The sequence below is a fragment of the Massilia putida genome, assembly GCF_001941825.1.
GTDB classification, from domain to species: Bacteria; Pseudomonadota; Gammaproteobacteria; order Burkholderiales; family Burkholderiaceae_D; genus Telluria; species Telluria putida.
Genome location: NZ_CP019038.1, coordinates 5,413,816 through 5,431,986, shown reverse-complemented (window position 1 = coordinate 5,431,986; position 18,171 = coordinate 5,413,816). Strand labels below are relative to the sequence as shown.

Genomic DNA, 18,171 nt, shown 5'->3' with positions numbered 1-18,171 from the left:
TTTTTATGTGTTACGCCATGGGAAGCATCGCGATGAAAATGATTGTTGAAAAAATCGTCAACGAGACGCCGGACATCCGCTCGTTCCGCCTGGTCCGGCCGGATGGCGGCAAGCTCGCCCCGTACGAACCCGGTGCCCATGTGGACGTCACGGTGCCAGGCGGCCCGACCCGGCAGTACTCGTTGTGCGGGGCGCCCCACGACGAGTGCGCCTACACCATCGCGGTGAAGAAGGAACCCGCATCGCGCGGCGGGTCGCGCGCGCTGCACGAGGAGGTCTCGGAACGCAGCGAACTCGAGGTCGGCGCACCGCGCAACCTGTTCGCGCTCGACCCCGCCGCCAACGAACACGTGCTGTTCGGCGCCGGCATCGGCGTCACGCCGCTGCTGGCGATGGCGTGGCGGCTCGCGGCCGAAGGCCAGGCGTTCACGCTGCACTACTTCACGCGCGGCCCGGAACACACGGCGTTCGCCGACCTGCTCGGCACCCCGCCGTTCGCGCGCCACGTGCGCTTCCATTACGGCGTCAAGCCGGAGGAGATGGCGCACACGCTCGACGCCTGCATGAACGCCGCCAGCCCGGCTGCCCATGTCTACACCTGCGGTCCGGCGCCGTTCATGGACGCCGTCGTCGCCTGCGCCGCCAAGTCGCGCGGCGAGGACGCCATCCACCTCGAGCACTTCCAGGCGGCCCCCGCCGCGGCCGGTGCCGGCGGCGACGCCCCGTTCGAAGTCATGCTCGCCGGCTCGGGCGCGACGCTCGTCGTGCCGGCCGACCGCACGATCGTCGAGGTGCTGGCGGATGCCGGCATCGCGATCGATACCTCGTGCCGCGAAGGCATCTGCGGCACCTGCGTCGTGCCGCTGCTCGACGGCACGGCGGACCACCGCGACCACTGCCTGTCGAAAAAGGAAAAGGCCGCCAACGACCAGATCTGCCTGTGCGTGTCGCGCGCACGGTCGGCCCGCCTCGTGCTGGACATTTGAAGACCCCAAACCTCAACAACGAAGGACTCGCCATGACATCCACTCAGCCCGCCGCGGATGCGCTCCGGTCGCTGGCGGCGCGCCTGCAACGCCTGGAGGCCGCCCAGGGCGTCCAGAACACGCTGGCGCGCTACATGCAACTGTGCGACCAGCCGTGCGTCGATCGCGCGTTCCCGCAACTGCCCGACCTGTTCACCGACGACGCCGTCTGGGAAGGCGTCGGCCCCCTGTACGCCGGCAAGTTCGGCCGTCACGTGGGCCCGGCCGCCATCGCCGCCTTCGTCGGCAGCTACCTGGCGCCTTCGCCCCACTTCAAGCGCAACCTGCATTTCCTGACGTCCCACCAGATCACGGTGGCGGATGACGGCGCAGGCGCGCGCGGGCAGTGGCTGATGCTGCAGCTGTCGACATACGGCGCCGGCGGCTCGGAAGCCATCACCGCGCGCCTCGACGTCGACTTCCGCCCCGGCCCGGATGGGCGCTGGCTGATCGCGCACTTCCGCACCGAGCGCCTGGAGTGTGTGCCCTGGAACGACGTCACGGCACGGGAGGACGCAGCATGAGCGCCTTCGTGGAACGCTTCGACCTGGGCGACCGCAATGGCCCGACCATTGCCATCAAGGATTGCATCGACATCGAAGGCATGCCGACCCGCGCAGGCAGCGCGGCGCTGGCCGAGATCCTGCCGGCCCGGCGCGACGCCGCCGTCGTGGACGCGTTGATCCGTGCGGGTTGGCACATCGTCGGCAAAACGACGATGCACGAACTCGCGTACGGCATGACGGGCATGAATCCGGTCGCCGGCACGCCACTCAATCCACAGGATCCCGCCCTGATCCCGGGCGGCTCGTCGAGCGACTCGGCCGCGGCGGTCGGAAGCGGCGAAGTCGACGCGGCGCTGGGCAGCGACACGGGTGGCTCCATCCGCCTGCCGGCCGCGTGCTGCGGCGTCCTCGGCCTGAAGCCGACGTTCGGTCGCGTGAGCCGCCTCGGCGCCTGGCCGCGCGAGAGCAGCCTCGATTGCGTTGGCCCGTTCGCGCGCAGTGCACTCGTGCTGAGGGATGTGATGCAGGCGATCGCGCACGACTTCGACGGGGGTAAAGCCGCGCGTCCGCTGGCCAAGGCGCGGGTCGGCGTGCTTGCCACGGGCAGCGATGCGGCGGTCGACGCGGCATTTACCGCTGCCTTGCGCACCGCCGGCTGGCAGCAGGAACCCCGCGAACTGCCCGGCATGCAGGCGGCGTTCGACGCGGCGATTGCCGTGATCAACCAGGAAACCTGGTCCGCATTCGGCCATCTGCTCGACGGCGGCAAGGTCGGCGCGGACGTCGCGGGTCGCCTGCGCGCCGCCGGCACGACAACGGCAGACGCAAGGCAGCAGGCCGAGCGCGTACGCCTCGCGTTCGTCGCCGACGTCGACCGGGCGCTGGAAGGCGTCGACGCCCTCGTCCTGCCCACGCTGCCGTCGCTGCCGCCGACGTTGGCGGAAGTCGCGGCCGGCCATTCCGTCATCGCGCTGAGCCGCCTGGTCCGCCCGTTCAACCTCAGCGGCCATCCGGCGCTGAGCTATCCGATACCCGTCCCGGCCATGCCCATCAAGGCGGGATTGCAGCTGGTCGGCCGCAAGGGCGACGACGAGCGCCTGTGCGCGCTGGCGCTGCACCTCGAACGCGCACTGCAAGACAGCCAAATTTAACCAGAACACAACCACAGGAGCATTGCATGAACGCCCCCTTACGCTTTCATCCGCGCACGCCGGACTCCAGCTACGCCGACCTGGTCCAGGACGCCGTGGTCGATCCGGCGCTGTACACCGATCCGCAGATCTTCGACGTGGAGATGGACAAGATCTTCACGAAGACCTGGGTCTGGGTCGCCCACGTGAGCGAACTGCCCAAACCCGGCGACTTCCGCTCGACCTTCGTCGGCCGCAATCCGGTGATCGTCGTGCGCGACCGCCAGAACAACATCCACGTGCTGGAAAACCGCTGCCGCCACCGCGGTGCGACGGTCTGCGAAAAGACCAAGGGCAACACGACCGGCTTCACCTGCCCGTACCACAGCTGGTCCTACGGCCTGGACGGCAAACTGCGCGGCCTGCCCTATGCCGATGGCTACGAGGACGTGATCGAGAAGTCCGACCTGCCGCTGAAGGCCCTGAAAGTCGGCGTGTATGCCGGCATGATCTTCGCCAGCTACAACGAAGAGATCGAACCGCTCGAGGACTTCCTCGGCAACGCGAAGCACTGGATCGACCTGTTCATGAAACAGGGCGCCGGCTTTCCCATCAAGACGCAGGGCGAGCACAAGTTCAGCTTCAAGGGCAACTGGAAGATCCAGCTCGAGAACACCACCGACGGCTACCACTTCCCGGTCGTCCATAAAACCTTCCTGCAGTCGGTCGACGCCGAGACGTCGGAAATGCTGTCGTTCATGACCGACGAGGCATCGATCACCCGCTCGCTGGGCAACGGCCACAGCGTGATGGTGATGGTGCCGGAACACGTCGACCTCGACGTCGACGATGGCACCGAGCAGCTGCAGGAACGCTTTGCCCACGTGATCGAGGCGCTGTCGAAGGATTATCCGCCCGAGCAGGTGCGCCGCATCGTGCGCTCGCTGCACGGCGCCGGTTTCAACCTGAACCTGTTCCCGAACGTCGCCATGTCGATGTCGTTCTTCCGCGTGCTGCGCCCGGTCGCCGTCGACGAGACGGAAATCCGCCATGTGGCGCTCGGCATGGACGGCGGCCCGGAAATCGCGAACCGCGAGCGCATGCGCATCCACGAGCACTTCCAGGGTCCGTTCGGCTTCGGCAGCCCGGACGACGCCGAGGCCTGGGAACGCGTGCAGGCCGGCGCCCGCGCGGGCCGCGACGTGCCGATCCTCGTGAACCGCGGCCTGAACCGCGAATGGCAGGACCAGAACGGCGACAAGGTGTCGCATTCGACCGACGAAACCGGCATGCGTGAGGCCTATGCCATGTGGAAAAGGATGATGAGCAAATGACTAACCTGAATATCCCAGCCGCCGACCCGTCCACCGCACTCGGCCGCGCGATCGAATTCATCTGGCAGGAAGCGGCGCTGCTGGACCGCAAGGACTACGAAGCCTGGGGCGCGTTGTGGGCCGACGACGGCCACTACATCGTGCCCATCGACCCGGACACGACCGACTTCGAAGCCACGCTGAACTACGCCTACGACGACGCGCGCATGCGCCGCCTGCGCATCGAGCGCTTCGCGTCGGGGTTCTCGATGTCGGCGGCGGATTCCGCGACGACCGTGCGCACGGTGTCGCGCTTTGCGCTGGCGAACATGGATGGCGACGAGGTCGAGGTGCACTCGGCCCAGCTGCTGGCGGCGTACAAGCGGGGCACCACCACGCTGTTCGCGGGTAACCTGACGCACCGCGTCCGCTTCACGGCCGAGGGCCCGAAGCTGGTGCAGAAAGTGATCCGGCTCGTCAACTCGCAGGACGCGCTGAACGCGCTCGGCTTCCTGCTCTGACCGGCGGCGGGCACCGGTATGGACAGGCCCGTGGTGTACATCGTCGACGACGACGAGGGCGCGCGCACGTCGCTGGCATGGCTGCTGAACTCGGTGTCCATCCACACCGAGTGCCATGCCGGCGCGGCCGCTTTCCTGGAAGCGTACGACCCGCTACGGCCCGGCTGCCTCGTGCTGGACGTGCGCATGCCCGGGATCGGCGGCTTCCAGCTGCAGGAACACCTGAACGCCACCGGCAGCGAACTGCCCATCATCTTCGTCTCGGGCCATGGCGATATCCCGATGTCGGTGCGCGCCCTGCAGAACGGCGCCGTCGACTTCTTCGCCAAACCCTACGATCCGCAGCGGATGCTCGAACGCGTCCAGCTCACGCTCCGGACCGCGCAGGCCCGCCACCCCGAGCGGGCCCGCCGGGCACGGCTGCGCGAGACGATCAAGCTGCTCAGTCCGCGCGAGCGCGAGGTGCTCGACCGCATGTTGCGCGGGCACGTCAGCAAGGTCATCGCGCGCGACCTGAACATCAGCGCCCGCACGGTCGACGTGCACCGGGCCAGCATCAAGGGCAAGCTCGGTTGCCAGGGCTCCGCCGGCCTGATCCGGGACGTCGTGCTCGCGTTCGGGACGGACATTTTGTACGGGGCCGATCCGCTCAAGGGATAGTGGACCGCGTCCGGCTATCCGGCATCAACCCAACGACGTATCAAGGAGGCTCAGTGAGCGACGACTATCATTTCTACGAACCCAGGCAGGGCCACGGCCTGCCGCACGACCCGTTCAAGGCCATCCTCGGCCCCCGGCCCATCGGCTGGATCTCGAGCCGCAGCGCGGACGGCATCCTCAATCTCGCCCCCTACAGCTTCTTCGGCGCCTTCAACAACGCCCCGCCCATCATCGGCTTCTCGAGCGAAGGCCGCAAGGACACGCTGCGCAATATCGAAGCGACCGGCGAATTCGTGTGGAATCTCGTCACGTGGCCATTGGCCGAGGCGATGAACCTGAGCAGCCTGGCCGCGCCGCCCGACGCCGACGAGTTCGTCCTGGCCGGCCTGACGCCGGCGCCGTCCCGGGTGGTGGGCGTGTCGCGCGTGGCGGAGTCGCCGGTGGCGTTCGAATGCCGTGTCACGCAGATCGTCGCGCTGCAATCCGCGGCGGGCATCGTCACCGGAAACTGGCTGGTGCTGGGCGAGGCGGTGGGCGTGCACATCGCGCGCCACCTGCTCCCGGACGGCATCTACGACACCGCGGCCGCCCGGCCCATCCTGCGCGGAGGCGGACCCACCGATTACTTCGAAATCACCCCGGAACAGCGATTCCAGATGCAGCGCCCCACCTACCCGCCGGGCCGCTAGCGTCGACGCATGCGCCCGACATCTCGTCCGGCGCGGTGTCAGACTGCGGAGGGACGCCGTGCGGGGGCCTCCGCATGACGGACGCGACGCCGCAGCAGCGCGCAAACCGCCACCAGCGTCAGCCCGTTCGCCGCCAGCAGATACCACGCCGGCGCCAGTGTATCCCCGGTACGATCGATGATCCACGTCACCATGTATTGCGTCGTGCCGCCGAACAGCGCGGTCGCGAGTCCGTAGCACAATGACAGCGACGTCGCGCGCACCGGCAGGGGAAACGATCGTGGAACCAGGACCAGGTACAGCGGCGACGCGCCGACGCGCAGCAACGTGAGCAGGGCCACAGCCGCGCACAATGTCGCCACGCCGCCACCGCCGACCCATCGGAAGACCGGATACACGACCAGCATCAGCACGCACAAGGGTACAACCGCGAGCCGGAGACGGCGGTGCCGGTCGTACACCAGCCCCGCGCCGAGTGCGCCCGCGGCCGCCACGAGGCCGCCGGCCACGCCCGCCAGCATGGCGGACGATACGGACAACCGCAATGTGTGCATGCCATAGGTGGTCATGTAGTGACTGACGATGGCGGTCGTCACGATGGGGCCGCACATGACACCGATGGCGGCCAGCAGATCCCGCCCGTGATGCGCGCGAATCGTCGCGAGGACGGCGCGCCCGGCGGGCAGCCTGGCGTGGACGGGAAGGGTTTCCGGCAGCGTATGACGCAGATAGCACGCGGCGGGATAGATCAGCAGGCCGAACAGGAACGGCAACCGCCAGCCCCAGGCCTGCAGGGCGTCCGGCGCGAGCGACGCGCTGGCCAAGTAGCCGAAACCGCACGCCATCGCGCCCGCGCATCCCTGCGTGACGAGCAGCAGGCTGGTCGTTCGACCGCGGCGCAGGGCCCCCGACGATTCATACAGATAGCTGATGGACAGGCCGACGTCCCCGCCCATCGAGAACCCCTGCAGGAGCCGCGCGAGCAGGATCAGGGCCGGCGCCATGGCGCCGATGGCGGCATGGGGCGGCGTCAATGCCAGCAGTGCGGTACCGATGCCCATGAGCCGCATGGTGAGCTGCATGGCCGCGCAGCGGCCTGCCCGGTCGGCATACAGTCCGAGGACGAGCGCGCCGGCCGGGCGCGCGAGGAAGCCCAGGCCGAACACCCCCAGCGACAGCAACAGCTGGCGGTCCGGCGCATACGCAGGGAAGTACGCGCGTCCGATGAACACGGCAAAGTACGTGTAGGCCGTGAAATCGAAAAACTCCAGTGCGTTGGCCATCACGATGGCCAGCGTTTGCCGGACACCGCTGCTGCCGGCGTCGTGCGTCGATCCGCTTTCCACAGGCATGGGCTCCCCGGATATCGGCGCCTGCTGTCAGAAACGCAGCCGGGCGCCAAGTGCCACCAGGGAGACGTCGTCGCCGGGGTGCGCCGGCGTCACCACCGACAGCGACGAGATGCCGGCCGACTTGTTGAGGACGTAGCCGATCCGGGTGTACAGCGCCGCCGCCTTCGACAGGTTGTACTCGTACCCGAGGCCGAGCGCCAGCGCATTGTGCACATGACTGCCGGGAAGGTTACGGTACATCAGTTGGGCGCGGAACGTATCCCTGGCACGCGGCATGTACACCCAACCCAGCATATGGTTCTGGGCCAGCAGGTAATGGGCCATCTCGGGGGCGACGATGTTCAGTTCATAGCTGAACACGGAATTTCCCAGCTGGTACTGCACGCCGAGTGCGTTCCAGTGATTCCTGAAGGATGGCAGCCCGGCGACGGGATCCGTATTGATCACGTCAAACTGCGCGCCGAGGTAGAGCAACGGTCCCTTGGCATAATGCAGCTCCATGCCGTAATCGGCCACGCGGGGGTAGCCCGCGGCGTTCTCTTCGCGCGGCGCATAGTGCACCTGTGCCCCGAAGCCCCGCATGTTCGGTGTCTCGTAGGAGATGACGTTGTTGGGGCGCGAATCGCCAATCGTGGCGCCCTTGCCGAGGTCCGAGTTGCCGCTCACCAGGGAAGCAAGCGGCGAGAAGCCGGTCACCGCGACGAAGGGCTCGACGCTGGGTGGGATGACTGACGGCAGTTGCTTGCCCAGCCTGACGATACCCAGTGTGTCCGAGCCGATCCAGATGTGGGCGTCGCGGTTGAACAAGCTCTGTCCGCCCTGGCGGTTGCTGGCGCCTGCGACTCCGGTATCGGCCTGGAAAGAACTCTCCAGGTGGAAGCCCGCCTTCAACCCGCCGCCCAGATCCTCGGTTCCCGTAAAGCCCAGGCGCGACGTGGAACCCATGCCGCTGATTTCCCTGATCATGCTCGTACCGGCATGCGTATAGGCGATACCGGCATCGACCACGCCATAGACGACGACATTGGAAGCCCCCATGTCCGCGGCGGCCACCGTACCCGACAGCGCGCCGAGGCACGCCAACACCAGTGCGCGCTTCATTGCTTGTCTCCGCCGGCGCCGCGCCGTGCCAACACGGGCTGGCTGACGCCGTCGACGCCGACCAGGTTGAGCACACCCGTCAGCCCGATCTGCGCATCCTGCCATGCGTCGGATGGGTCGATCCACTCGTGCAGTGTGTGCTGTTCGCCGGAATGGGGGGCGTTGCTGATGATGACGGCAGGAATGCCGAGACTCATCGGGACGTTCGCGTCGGAACTGTGGGTGGCGAACGTAGGGCTGGGGCGACCATAACCGGTAATGGCCTGCACGAATGCCTGCACGATCGGCGAGTCGGTCGGCGTCGCGCCGCCGGGGCGGTCGCCCACGAGTTTGGTATCGACGTGGATGAGGCTGGAGTTCCAGCGCCTGTTTTCCTGGGTCACGGCGTCCTTGACCGCCGCCAGGATCTGCTGCTCGGTGGTGCGCAGCGCCGCCATCCCGTTGGAACGGATGTCGACACCGATGCGGGCGTCGGCGGCAATGGAATTGATCGATGTCCCGCCCTGGACCGTCCCGACGGTAAAACCTGTCTTGGGCTGCACCGGCGGCCGGATGTCACTGATCCCGGCCACGGCACGCCCCATCGCATGGATGGCACTGGGCAGGCCGAACGCTTCGAAACTATGACCACCCGGTCCCTTGAAATCGAACTCGTAGCGGTGGCTGGCGGTCCCGGTCGTGGTGATCTCATCGGGCTTGCCCGGCGCCTGTCCGGCCGGTTCCAGCCCCACCATGCCGTCGATGTCCTTGTGGTCGCGGAACAATGCCTTCATGCCGCGCAAGTCGCCCAGCCCTTCCTCGCCGACGTTGGCGACGAACATGAGGTCGCCGACGGTTTTCAGCTGGTTATCGTTGAGCACCTTGAGCCAGGACAGCAGCACGGCCAGGCCCCGCGTATCGTCGGAGATACCCGGCGCATACCACCTGCCGTCGCGCTCCTTCACTTTGACGTCCGTACCTTCCGGGAACACGGTGTCGAGGTGTGCCGCCAGCACCAGCCGCGGCCCCTTGCCGGTGCCTTTACGCACGCCGATGACGTTGCCCTCATGGTCGATATAGGCGTCCGTCAACCCGAGTTCCTTGAGGCGCGCCAGGAAATACGCGGCGCGTGCCTGTTCCTTGAACGGTGGCGCCGGAATCTCCACCAGGGTACGCAACTCGGCCATGGCTCGGTCGTGATCGGCCTTGACGTCGTCCAGGACTTTGCGGATCGCGGGCGCGGCGGTCAGGCGCTGGTGCCCCGACGCCGCGGCCGTCGCATCGTTCGCCGCGAAGGCGCAAGGCGACAGGCAGGCCAGTGCGATCAAACTCAGGTATTTTTTCATGCTTCAGTGGTCTCCAATTTCTCTCAAAAAGTGCAATTCGGGTTGGAAATAAGTCCTCATGACTTCACGCTTCAACGGCCCCGATATCGTTTTCTTACCGTCAGTCAGCAAGGATTTAATGTGATAAATTATATGAACCAAAAACGCCGGCTGATCGGGTAAATACCGCCATCTTGCAGGCCGATTCCGCCACCGACATCACGCTGTCACACACCCATGCATGCCCCTCCCGACACCGCCTCGAATCGACTGAACGTACAACTGATGTGGTTCCCGGAAGCCATGCACGGCACGCTGCTGGGTGCCGTCGACGTGCTCCGCGCCGCGGTCTGCGTGGCGCGCATGCAGAACGCCGCCGTGCCACTGCAGCTGAACTGGCGCTTCATCACGCCGGAGGGAAAAAGGATTGCGCTGCCCGGGATGGGCGGCGCATCGGGAATGCGGTGGAAACCGGATGCCGCGCGCACGTTGTTGATCGTGCCCGGCCTGCACACGCTGAATGCGCCGCAGATCGCGGAGATTGCCCGGGCCTATCCGGCTGCCCTGCAGATGGTGGGGCAGCATGCGGCGGCGGGGGGCTGGATTGCGGCCTGCGCCAACGGCATCGTGTTCCCGGCGCTGGCCGGGTTGCTGGATGGCGCCCGGCTCGCGGCGCCATGGGCATCGCAGGGCTGGTTCTCGCGCACCTTCCCGCGCTGCGATTTTTTCGCCGATGCGCCGATGTCGCAACACAACCGCGTGTTCAGCTGCACCGCCGTGTCATTGCAGACCGAATTCATGTTGTACGTGCTGGGCGAACTGCTGTCCGCCGACCTGGCACAGGCGTGCGCGAGTCTGTTGTTGCACCAGCCCGAGCGCCAGCAGATCACGCCTGAGCTGATCAGCAACAAGTGGCTGCCGAAGACGTCGGACAGTCCCGTGTACCGCGCCATGCAATGGCTGCAGACACACATCGATACGCCGTTCCAGATGAGCCAACTTGCCGAGGCGGCGGCGGTCAGCGAGCGTACGCTGCTGCGCCATTTTCGCCAGGTGCTGGGACGGACGCCGCTGGATTATCTGCATGAGCTGCGCGTGGAGCGCGCCAAGGTCCTGCTGGAAGTCACGCTGCAGGATGCGAAATCGATCGCCCAGGCATGCGGCTACCAGGACGCGGCGTCGTTCCGCCGGCTGTTCCAGCGGGCGACGGGCCTGAGTCCCTCGGAGCATCGGGCTAGGTTTGCGCTGCGGTCGCCGAAGCGCAAACACTGGCGGGTGCCAGGGACGACCGTGTAGCAACGGACCGGCATCGCGGTCGTCCGGCTGCCGTCGCTTGCCGCGTCAGGGCAGCGGCGCGGGCGCGACATCGTCGGCCGGCACCGCCTGCCCGGCCAGCTCGCCTTCCCATCTGGACACCACTGCGGTGGCGATGCCGTTGCCGATCACGTTCGTGGCCGAGCGCCCCATGTCGAGGAAGTGGTCGATGCCGAGCAGCAGCAGGAGGCCGGCCTCCGGAATGTTGAACTGGTTCAGCGTGGCGGCGATCACGACGAGCGACGCGCGCGGCACGCCGGCCATGCCCTTCGACGTCAGCATCAGCACGAGCATCATGGTCAGCTGCGTCGACAGCGGCAGTTCGATGCCGTAGGCCTGGGCGATGAAGACGGCGGCGAACGTGCAGTACATCATCGAGCCGTCCAGGTTGAACGAATAACCGATCGGCAGCACGAACGCGGCCAGCCGGCTCTTGACACCGAAGCGTTCCAGGCCTTCCAGCGTTTTCGGATACGCGGCTTCCGACGACGCGCACGTGAACGCGAGGATGACCGGTTCGCGCAGCAGCCCAAGCAGCTTGAACAGGCGTTTCCCGACGAAGAGCACGCCAATCAGGATCAGGATCGCCCAGAGCAGGATGATCCCCAGATAAAACTCCCCCATGAACAAACCGTAAGTGGAGAGTACGCCGACCCCGCTCCTGGCGATCACGCTGGACACCGCCGCGAACACGGCGAACGGCGCGAAGTGCATGACGTAGCCGGTCACCTTCAGCATGACGTGAGCCGCGCCGTCGACGGCGTCGATCAACAGGTTGGCGCGCGGACCGACGGCGGCCGCACCGGTGCCGAAGAAGATCGAGAAGATCACGATCTGGAGGATCTCGTTCTTGGCCATGCCATCCACGATCGAGGTGGGGACCAGATGCGCGATGAAATCCTTCAGGGTCAGCGCGGACGACGCGATGCCGGAAGAGGCATTGGCCGCCGGCAGGCTGCCGGCGAGCGCCATCGCGTCGCCCGGGCGGAACACATTGACCAGGATGAGCCCGAGAGTCAGCGACAGCACCGACGCGATCACGAACCACCCCAACGCCTTGACGCCGATGCGACCGACTTCCTTGGCGTCCCCCATCCTGGCAATGCCGACCGTCAGCGTCGAAAACACCAGGGGCGCGATGATCATCTTGATCAGGCGTAGGAACAGCGTCGTCACCAGCGACAACGTGTCGGCAAAGCCGGCCGGGTCGGTCAGGTTGGTGTTGGCGACGTAGCCGACTGCGATACCCGACAGCAGGCCTGCGAGGATGTATACCGTGAGACGATTTCGATGTGTCATAGGTGTTTGCAACTGAAGAATGTAAAGGCGTTGACCGGAGAGAGTCCTGGCGAGCAGGCGTCCACCGCGGACTCGAGTGGGACTGGACGACGTGGTGGCGCGTGCATGCCGCTGAACGATGTCGGCGCTGGCCGGGCGCGGTAGATTATAGAGATCGATAGCGCCAGCAATCGAGGTAAATACCGCCATCCGGAGGGGCAATCCAGCCATCGGCTGACAGCATGCCGATCAGGCGTCGAATCTGCCGGGACGCCGCCACGTGCAAAGGATCGACAGGGCTATCGGCTTCTATGGAAGATCCGGGCCGACACGGCTCGGTTCAGGGACCCGCCCCGCGTTGCGGAAGCACGCGATGAAGTTGTCGGGATTGACCGGCGGGGACAGCAGAAAACCCTGGATCTCCTGGCACCCTTCGTCGCGCAGGAACGCCAGCTGATCCTCCGACTCGACGCCTTCGGCAATGACTTGCAGGTTCAGGTTGGACGCCATCGCCAGGATCGCGCGCACGATGGCGCAGTCGTCGGCGCTGCGAGGGATGTCGCGCACGAAGCTCTGGTCGATTTTCAGGCGATCGACCGGCATCTGCTTCAGGTAGGACAGCGACGAGTACCCGGTGCCGAAGTCATCCACGGCCAGCTCCACGCCCAGTCCCTTGATCTGGTGCAGCTTGTCGAGCGCGTCCAGCAGGTCGGCGACGAAGGCGCCTTCGGTGATCTCCAGTTCGAGGCAATGCGAGGGTAAGCCGGAGAGCGTCAGCGCAGCGCGCACCTGGGCCACGAAATCGCTCTGCTGCAGCTGCACCACGGACACGTTGACGGCGATGCGCACGTGCAGGCCGGACTTGCCCCAGGCCACGGCCTGGTGGCAGGCCGCCCGCAGTACCCAGTTGCCCAAGCCGACGATGAAGCCGTTTTCCTCGGCCAGGCGGATGAACTCCTGCGTCGGCACCATGCCCACGTTCGGACGCTCCCAGCGCACCAGCGCTTCGGCACCGATGATCTTGCCATCCTCGAGCGAGCGTTGCGGCTGGTAGTACACGCGAAACTCCTCGCGTTCGATGGCGTGCCGCAGGGCGGTTTCCAGGTCGAGCCGATGTTCGACCTGGCGCGCCATGGAACTGTCGAAGAACTGCCAGCCGTTCCTTCCGGCCGCCTTGACGCGGTACAGGGCGGTGTCGGCGTTGCGGATCAGGGCGGGGGCATCCGCTCCGTCCTGCGGGAACAGGGCGATGCCCATGCTCGCTGTCAGATAGAGCTCGCGGCCGTCGACCGGAATCTTGTTCTCGAGCGAAGCGCTGATACGTTCCGCCAGGTGCTCCACCTTGAGCGCGACGCGATCCACGTCCTCCATCACGACGGCGAACTCGTCGCCGCCCATTCGCCCCAGCATGTCGGTGGCCTCCAGGCAACCATGCAGCCGCGCAGCGACCTGGACGAGCGCCTCATCGCCCGTCTCGTGCCCGAGGCTGTCGTTCAGGGTGCTGAAGTTGTCGATATCGATCAGGACCATGGCAACCACCGACTGGTTGTGCCGGGCCAGCAGCAATGCGTGTCCCATGCGTTCGACGAGGGCGCGCCGGTTCGGCAGCCGTGTCAGGGGATCGACGTGATTGGCTTCGAACAGCTGCAATTCCGACACCTTCTGCGGCGTGATGTCGATCGTGACGCCGCGTACATGCAATTCGCCCGCGCCCGAATCGGCGAGCATCACGTTACTGCGCAGCCACCTGTCCTTGCCGTCGGGCGTGACGATATGGTGCTCGATCGGTTTGATCAGCCCGGGCCGGGCGGTGCTCAGCACCGGCTCGACGTGTTTGCCATCCGGCCCGGTGCACAGCCTGTCGCGCCAGAATTGCCGGTCACCGATCCATTGTTCCGCGTCGTAGCCCGAAATCGCCTCCGCATTGCCGCTGACGTAAGTAAAGCGAAAATCCGGCAGTACCGCTTCCCAGACGACGCCGTCGATACCGTCGACGAGTTCCTGAAAGCGGCGGCGCGCGGCATCCAGGTCCTCGTTGCGCCTTGCCAGCCCTTCCTGGGCCGTTTCCAGGACGGCCAGTTGCAGCCAAAGGAAGCGCAGCAGGCACAGCACGAGAACCGAGGACAACACACCCAGTCCCGCGACCTGCCGGCTGCGCTTGACCCAGGGTTGCATCACCTCGGCACGCGCGACGCTCGCCACGGCCACCAGCGGCGCCTGCGCCACGCTCGCGTAGCCGACCACGCGCGCGATGCCGTCGACCACGCTGTGCTCGGTCTGGTAAGTGCCGATCGGGGCAGATGCGAGCATGCGGAACGGACGCGTGTCCGCCAGGTTGCGGTCCTCGACGTCGGCACGCCTGGGCGTTTGCATGATCACCCAGCCGTCGCGCCGCAGCAGCATCAGCCGGATACTGTAGCCCAGCTCCAGATTCCGGTAGAACCGGTCGAAGTACGCCATGTCGACCCCGACGATGACGATCATGTTCATGGAACCGTCCGGATTGTCGACCCTGCGCGCAACCGGAATGCCCCATTTCCCGGTCGGGCGTGATGCGACCGGCCGGGCAATCAGGATGCCGCGCTCGCGGTGCGCGCGGAGCGCGGTGTAGTATTCGCGGTCACGAATATCGAGGGGAGTCACCGGATAGACGGCTGCACTGGCGCGGATCCGTCCGTCCGGGGACAGGACAGCGGCACCGTTGGTCAGTGGCGAGTCGCGCGTCGCAGCGGCCAAGATATCGTGGAGGCCGCGTTCGTCCGCCGCCGTGGGCGCCAGGCCGCGCTTCCCGATCTCGGCAATGGCGATACGGACGAGGGTATCGGCCTCGCCGAACGTGCGCATGGCATGCTCCTCGAGCGCGACGGCGACGCTTCGCATATCGGACTCGGCCTGTGCGATCGTGGCGCGATAATCCTGCATGATCGCAATGCCGGCCGATACGACAAACAGTGCCGGCAACGCGATCGCGAGCGCCATCAAACCGCGGCGGAGCCTGCGGACAGAGCGCAAGGCCATCTGCCCCTCGCAGAAGAATATTCGAGCGAGACCATCATACACCCGCCGGCGATGTGCAGGAACAGCCGGTAACCAGCGGTCCGCGAACACGATCCGGATGCCGATGTCAGGCTGTCACCAGCATGCATCCGGCGCGTGCGCTGCCGGCGCTACCCCATGAAGCCGGTCCTGATCCGGCAGTACCTCTTCGCCGATCGCAGCTCCTGGCAAGAATCCAGCGCTATAAAATTGCTACAGCCTCTGAGAGAACAATACGACTTCCCGGACTTCCCAGAGAATGCCTTGTTTCCTCCCTCATTGCTACAAATTTGCTACAGATGTCTTCGATACTTAAGGTCGGGGACGCTTGGCGGGCACAGGTCCGCCGTAAAGGTCATAAGTCCCTTTCGGAAACTTTTCCGACGAAGGCTATCGCGGTCGCGTGGGTTCGGAAGATCGATACTGAGACAGATGCCCGCGCGTCATGCGGACATGTGGACATTACCCGAAAAGTGCTCATCGACCGTTGATTGCCGGGGTTTCCCGAGGTCGGCACTTATTAAATTTGCCAACAACGAAAAAAATCTGCAGTGAACACGACACAGATATACAACAGCGATCGTCGCGGATTGCGCGGACGGTTTACAATTCAAGGATATTTTGTTTCCCTTGAGAAATAGCAACACTTCAGGTCCTACGACGCTGACCCTCCATTTCCATGACTTTATCCCCCCTCCCCGGCCAGGCGCCATGTGCCGGCCACGTGCTCGTTCCTTGTCGATCCGCGCTGAAGGTACGGCCATGAACGGCATCCTCAACGCCGCGATGATGAGCGACATCAAGCAATACCGCCGGGCGGTGCAGCTTACCCCCCGTGATGCCAGGGCCCATGCACTATTGGGTTTGGCTTTACTGAAAGACGTCCAGCTCGACGAAGGTATCGCGTGCCTGCGGCGCGCGCTGGAACTCAACCCGAAACTTCGTGACCTCCGCGCCTTGCTGGCGGCCGCCCTGCTCGAGGGCGAACGATACGAGGAAGCTGCCGACGCGTTTCGCCAGGCGCTGCACTTCGAGGACGACGCCGAGCTGCACCGGGGCCTGGCCAACAGCCTGGTACGCCTGCAGCGGGCGCAGGAAGCGGAGCCCAGTGCACGGCGTGCGGTCGAACTCGCGCCACACAGCATTCCCGCATTGCTCTGCCTCGCATCGACCCTTCACGGCCAAGGGAATTTCGAGGACACCGCCGCAGTATTCCGCCAGGTGCTCGCCCTCGATCCCGAGCAGGTCGACGCACAGTACGACCTCGGCGACATGCTGTACCGCCTCAACCGTCATGACGAAGCGATCGAATGCTACCGCGCCGTGGTCGCGCGGCGGCCCGGCCATGTCAACGCGCACCGCCACATGGGGCTCAGCCATCGCCATCTGCGCCAACACGAGGCCGCGCTGGCCTGCCTCGAGCGCGCCGTCGAACTAGTGCCGGACAATGTGGGCATCCTGTGCGATTTCGGTGCCACGCTGCAGATGAACGGTAACCTGGACAAGGCTGCCCCGATCCTGCGCAAGGCACTCGCGATCGACACCGATAACGAGCACGCCCTCCGTGCCCTCGCCCATACTTGTTTCACGCTGGGCGAATGGCAGGAGGCTCTCGGACTAAGCCGACGCCTGCTGGAAGTCTGCCCGACACCGGAGACGCACAGCATGCTGCTGTTCATCCTGAGCCATTGCTGCCTGGACCCGGACGAGCTCACGCGTGAACACTTCGGCTTTGGCGAGCGGTGGGAAGCCACCTTGCGCACGCAATGGCAGCCACATCCGAACGACCGTGACCCGATGCGCCAGCTGCGCGTCGGCTTCGTATCGGCCGACCTGTACAACCACGCGGTATCGCATTTCATCGCGCCGCTGTTCCAATCGCTCAAGGGCAATCCCGCAGTCGCCCTCCACGTTTACTACAACAACACGTTCGACGATGCGATATCGCGAGAGATGCGTGCCAACGTCGCGGTCTGGCGCCCGATCGCCGACCTCGACGACGACGCGGCCGAACGATTGATCCGCGCGGATGGCATCGACATCCTGATCGATCTCTCCGGCCATTCGGCCAGGAATCGCCTGCCACTGTTCGCACGCAAGCCGGCGCCAATCCAGGCCACCTACATCGGTTATGCCGGCACCACGGGCCTGCGCTCGATGGACTACATCCTCTGCGACCAGTTCCTGGTGCCGGAAGGCCGCTACGACAACCAGTTCACGGAACAGATCGTACGCCTGCCCTCGGGCGCGCTCTTTCTGCCCGAGCCGAGTGCGCCCCCCGTCAACGAACTGCCGGCGCTGAAGAACGGCTACCTGACCTTCGGCAGCTTCCATCGCGCGAGCAAGCTGAGCCGCGACGTGATCGCACACTGGGCCAAGCTGTTGCACGCCGTGCCCGACGCGCGCATGCTGCTGGGTGGCTTGCAGTCGGGTATCGACGACAGGCTGATCGACTGGTTCGAACTGGAAGGCATCCCGCGCGAGCGCCTGCTGCTACGCCCGCGCGCGCCCGTCCACGAATACCTCAAGCAGCACTACGACGTCGACGTGTGCCTCAGTCCTTTCCCCTATACCGGCTCGACCACCATCGGCCACGCACTGTGGATGGGCGTGCCGACGCTGGCCGCCACCGGGCCTACCAACCCGAGCCACGCGGCGGCCGTATTCATGGTGCACCTCGGCCTCGGCTCGTTCATTACCGAGGACGACGATACGTATGTCAAGCTCGGCGTCTTCCTGGCACAGAACACTCAAACGCTGGCGCTGATGCGCATGTCGATGCGCCAGCGCATGACGGATTCGATCCTCGGGTATCCAGACGTGGCCGCCGCCGGCCTCGCGCTGGCGCTCCGCAAGATGTGGCTTCGCTGGTGCAATGGGCAGGGAGCGGCGCCGCTCCAGGTACGCCTGGCCGAACTCGTTTCCGACTCTGAATAAGGTAT

General features: G+C 65.8%; 14 protein-coding genes. 9 read left to right on the top strand and 5 right to left on the bottom strand.

Annotation, left to right across the window (positions count from 1 at the left end):
• Window positions 1-32 precede the first annotated feature (32 nt).
• The 7 genes from BVG12_RS26295 to BVG12_RS26265 are packed head-to-tail and all read left to right on the top strand — an operon-like array spanning window position 33 to window position 5,844.
• Window positions 33-986, top strand: a complete 954-nt coding sequence (locus BVG12_RS26295; protein WP_075796568.1) for a PDR/VanB family oxidoreductase — start codon at window positions 33-35, stop codon at window positions 984-986.
• 32 nt (window positions 987-1,018) lie between these two features.
• Window positions 1,019-1,549, top strand: coding sequence for a nuclear transport factor 2 family protein (locus BVG12_RS26290; protein WP_075794979.1), 531 nt, complete (start codon window positions 1,019-1,021; stop codon window positions 1,547-1,549).
• Window positions 1,546-2,682, top strand: coding sequence for an amidase (locus tag BVG12_RS26285; RefSeq protein ID WP_075794978.1), 1,137 nt, complete (start codon window positions 1,546-1,548; stop codon window positions 2,680-2,682). Before BVG12_RS26290 ends, BVG12_RS26285 begins: the two co-directional genes overlap by 4 nt.
• Before the next feature lie 26 nt (window positions 2,683-2,708).
• Window positions 2,709-3,995, top strand: a complete 1,287-nt coding sequence (locus BVG12_RS26280) for an aromatic ring-hydroxylating oxygenase subunit alpha (RefSeq protein ID WP_075794977.1) — start codon at window positions 2,709-2,711, stop codon at window positions 3,993-3,995.
• Complete coding sequence (locus tag BVG12_RS26275) at window positions 3,992-4,495, top strand: aromatic-ring-hydroxylating dioxygenase subunit beta (RefSeq protein WP_075794976.1); 504 nt, start codon at window positions 3,992-3,994, stop codon at window positions 4,493-4,495. Before BVG12_RS26280 ends, BVG12_RS26275 begins: the two co-directional genes overlap by 4 nt.
• An 18-nt stretch (window positions 4,496-4,513) precedes the next feature.
• Window positions 4,514-5,155 (top strand): response regulator transcription factor, encoded by a 642-nt coding sequence (locus BVG12_RS26270; RefSeq protein ID WP_075794975.1) that lies wholly within the window; start codon window positions 4,514-4,516, stop codon window positions 5,153-5,155.
• 53 nt (window positions 5,156-5,208) lie between these two features.
• A complete protein-coding gene (locus tag BVG12_RS26265) occupies window positions 5,209-5,844 on the top strand; it encodes a flavin reductase family protein (RefSeq protein ID WP_075794974.1) in 636 nt (211 codons plus the stop codon).
• A gap of 38 nt (window positions 5,845-5,882) precedes the next feature.
• On the opposite strand, the gene BVG12_RS26260 is transcribed toward BVG12_RS26265, so the two are convergent.
• Genes BVG12_RS26260 through BVG12_RS26250 form a run of 3 tightly spaced genes read right to left on the bottom strand, consistent with a single transcriptional unit; the run spans window position 5,883 to window position 9,622 of the window.
• Window positions 5,883-7,196: an MFS transporter gene (locus tag BVG12_RS26260; protein ID WP_075794973.1), complete on the bottom strand. Its 1,314-nt coding sequence runs from the start codon at window positions 7,194-7,196 to the stop codon at window positions 5,883-5,885.
• A 27-nt stretch (window positions 7,197-7,223) separates the two neighbouring features.
• Window positions 7,224-8,297 (bottom strand): porin, encoded by a 1,074-nt coding sequence (locus BVG12_RS26255; protein ID WP_075794972.1) that lies wholly within the window; start codon window positions 8,295-8,297, stop codon window positions 7,224-7,226.
• Window positions 8,294-9,622, bottom strand: a complete 1,329-nt coding sequence (locus BVG12_RS26250; RefSeq protein ID WP_075794971.1) for a M20/M25/M40 family metallo-hydrolase — start codon at window positions 9,620-9,622, stop codon at window positions 8,294-8,296. The genes BVG12_RS26255 and BVG12_RS26250 overlap by 4 nt, the downstream gene beginning before the upstream one ends.
• Before the next feature lie 264 nt (window positions 9,623-9,886).
• Between BVG12_RS26250 and BVG12_RS26245 the strand changes: the two genes are divergently transcribed.
• Window positions 9,887-10,897, top strand: a complete 1,011-nt coding sequence (locus tag BVG12_RS26245; protein WP_229503715.1) for a GlxA family transcriptional regulator — start codon at window positions 9,887-9,889, stop codon at window positions 10,895-10,897.
• A gap of 45 nt (window positions 10,898-10,942) precedes the next feature.
• Here BVG12_RS26245 and BVG12_RS26240 read toward each other — a convergent pair whose 3' ends face one another.
• Window positions 10,943-12,214, bottom strand: coding sequence for a dicarboxylate/amino acid:cation symporter (locus tag BVG12_RS26240; RefSeq protein ID WP_075794969.1), 1,272 nt, complete (start codon window positions 12,212-12,214; stop codon window positions 10,943-10,945).
• Window positions 12,215-12,502: 288 nt separating this feature from the next.
• On the bottom strand, window positions 12,503-15,172 hold the full coding sequence (locus BVG12_RS26235; RefSeq protein ID WP_075794968.1) for a bifunctional diguanylate cyclase/phosphodiesterase: 2,670 nt from the start codon (window positions 15,170-15,172) through the stop codon (window positions 12,503-12,505).
• Window positions 15,173-15,991: 819 nt separating this feature from the next.
• Here BVG12_RS26235 and BVG12_RS26230 point away from each other — a divergent pair.
• Window positions 15,992-18,166 (top strand): tetratricopeptide repeat protein, encoded by a 2,175-nt coding sequence (locus BVG12_RS26230; RefSeq protein WP_075794967.1) that lies wholly within the window; start codon window positions 15,992-15,994, stop codon window positions 18,164-18,166.
• Window positions 18,167-18,171 lie beyond the last annotated feature (5 nt).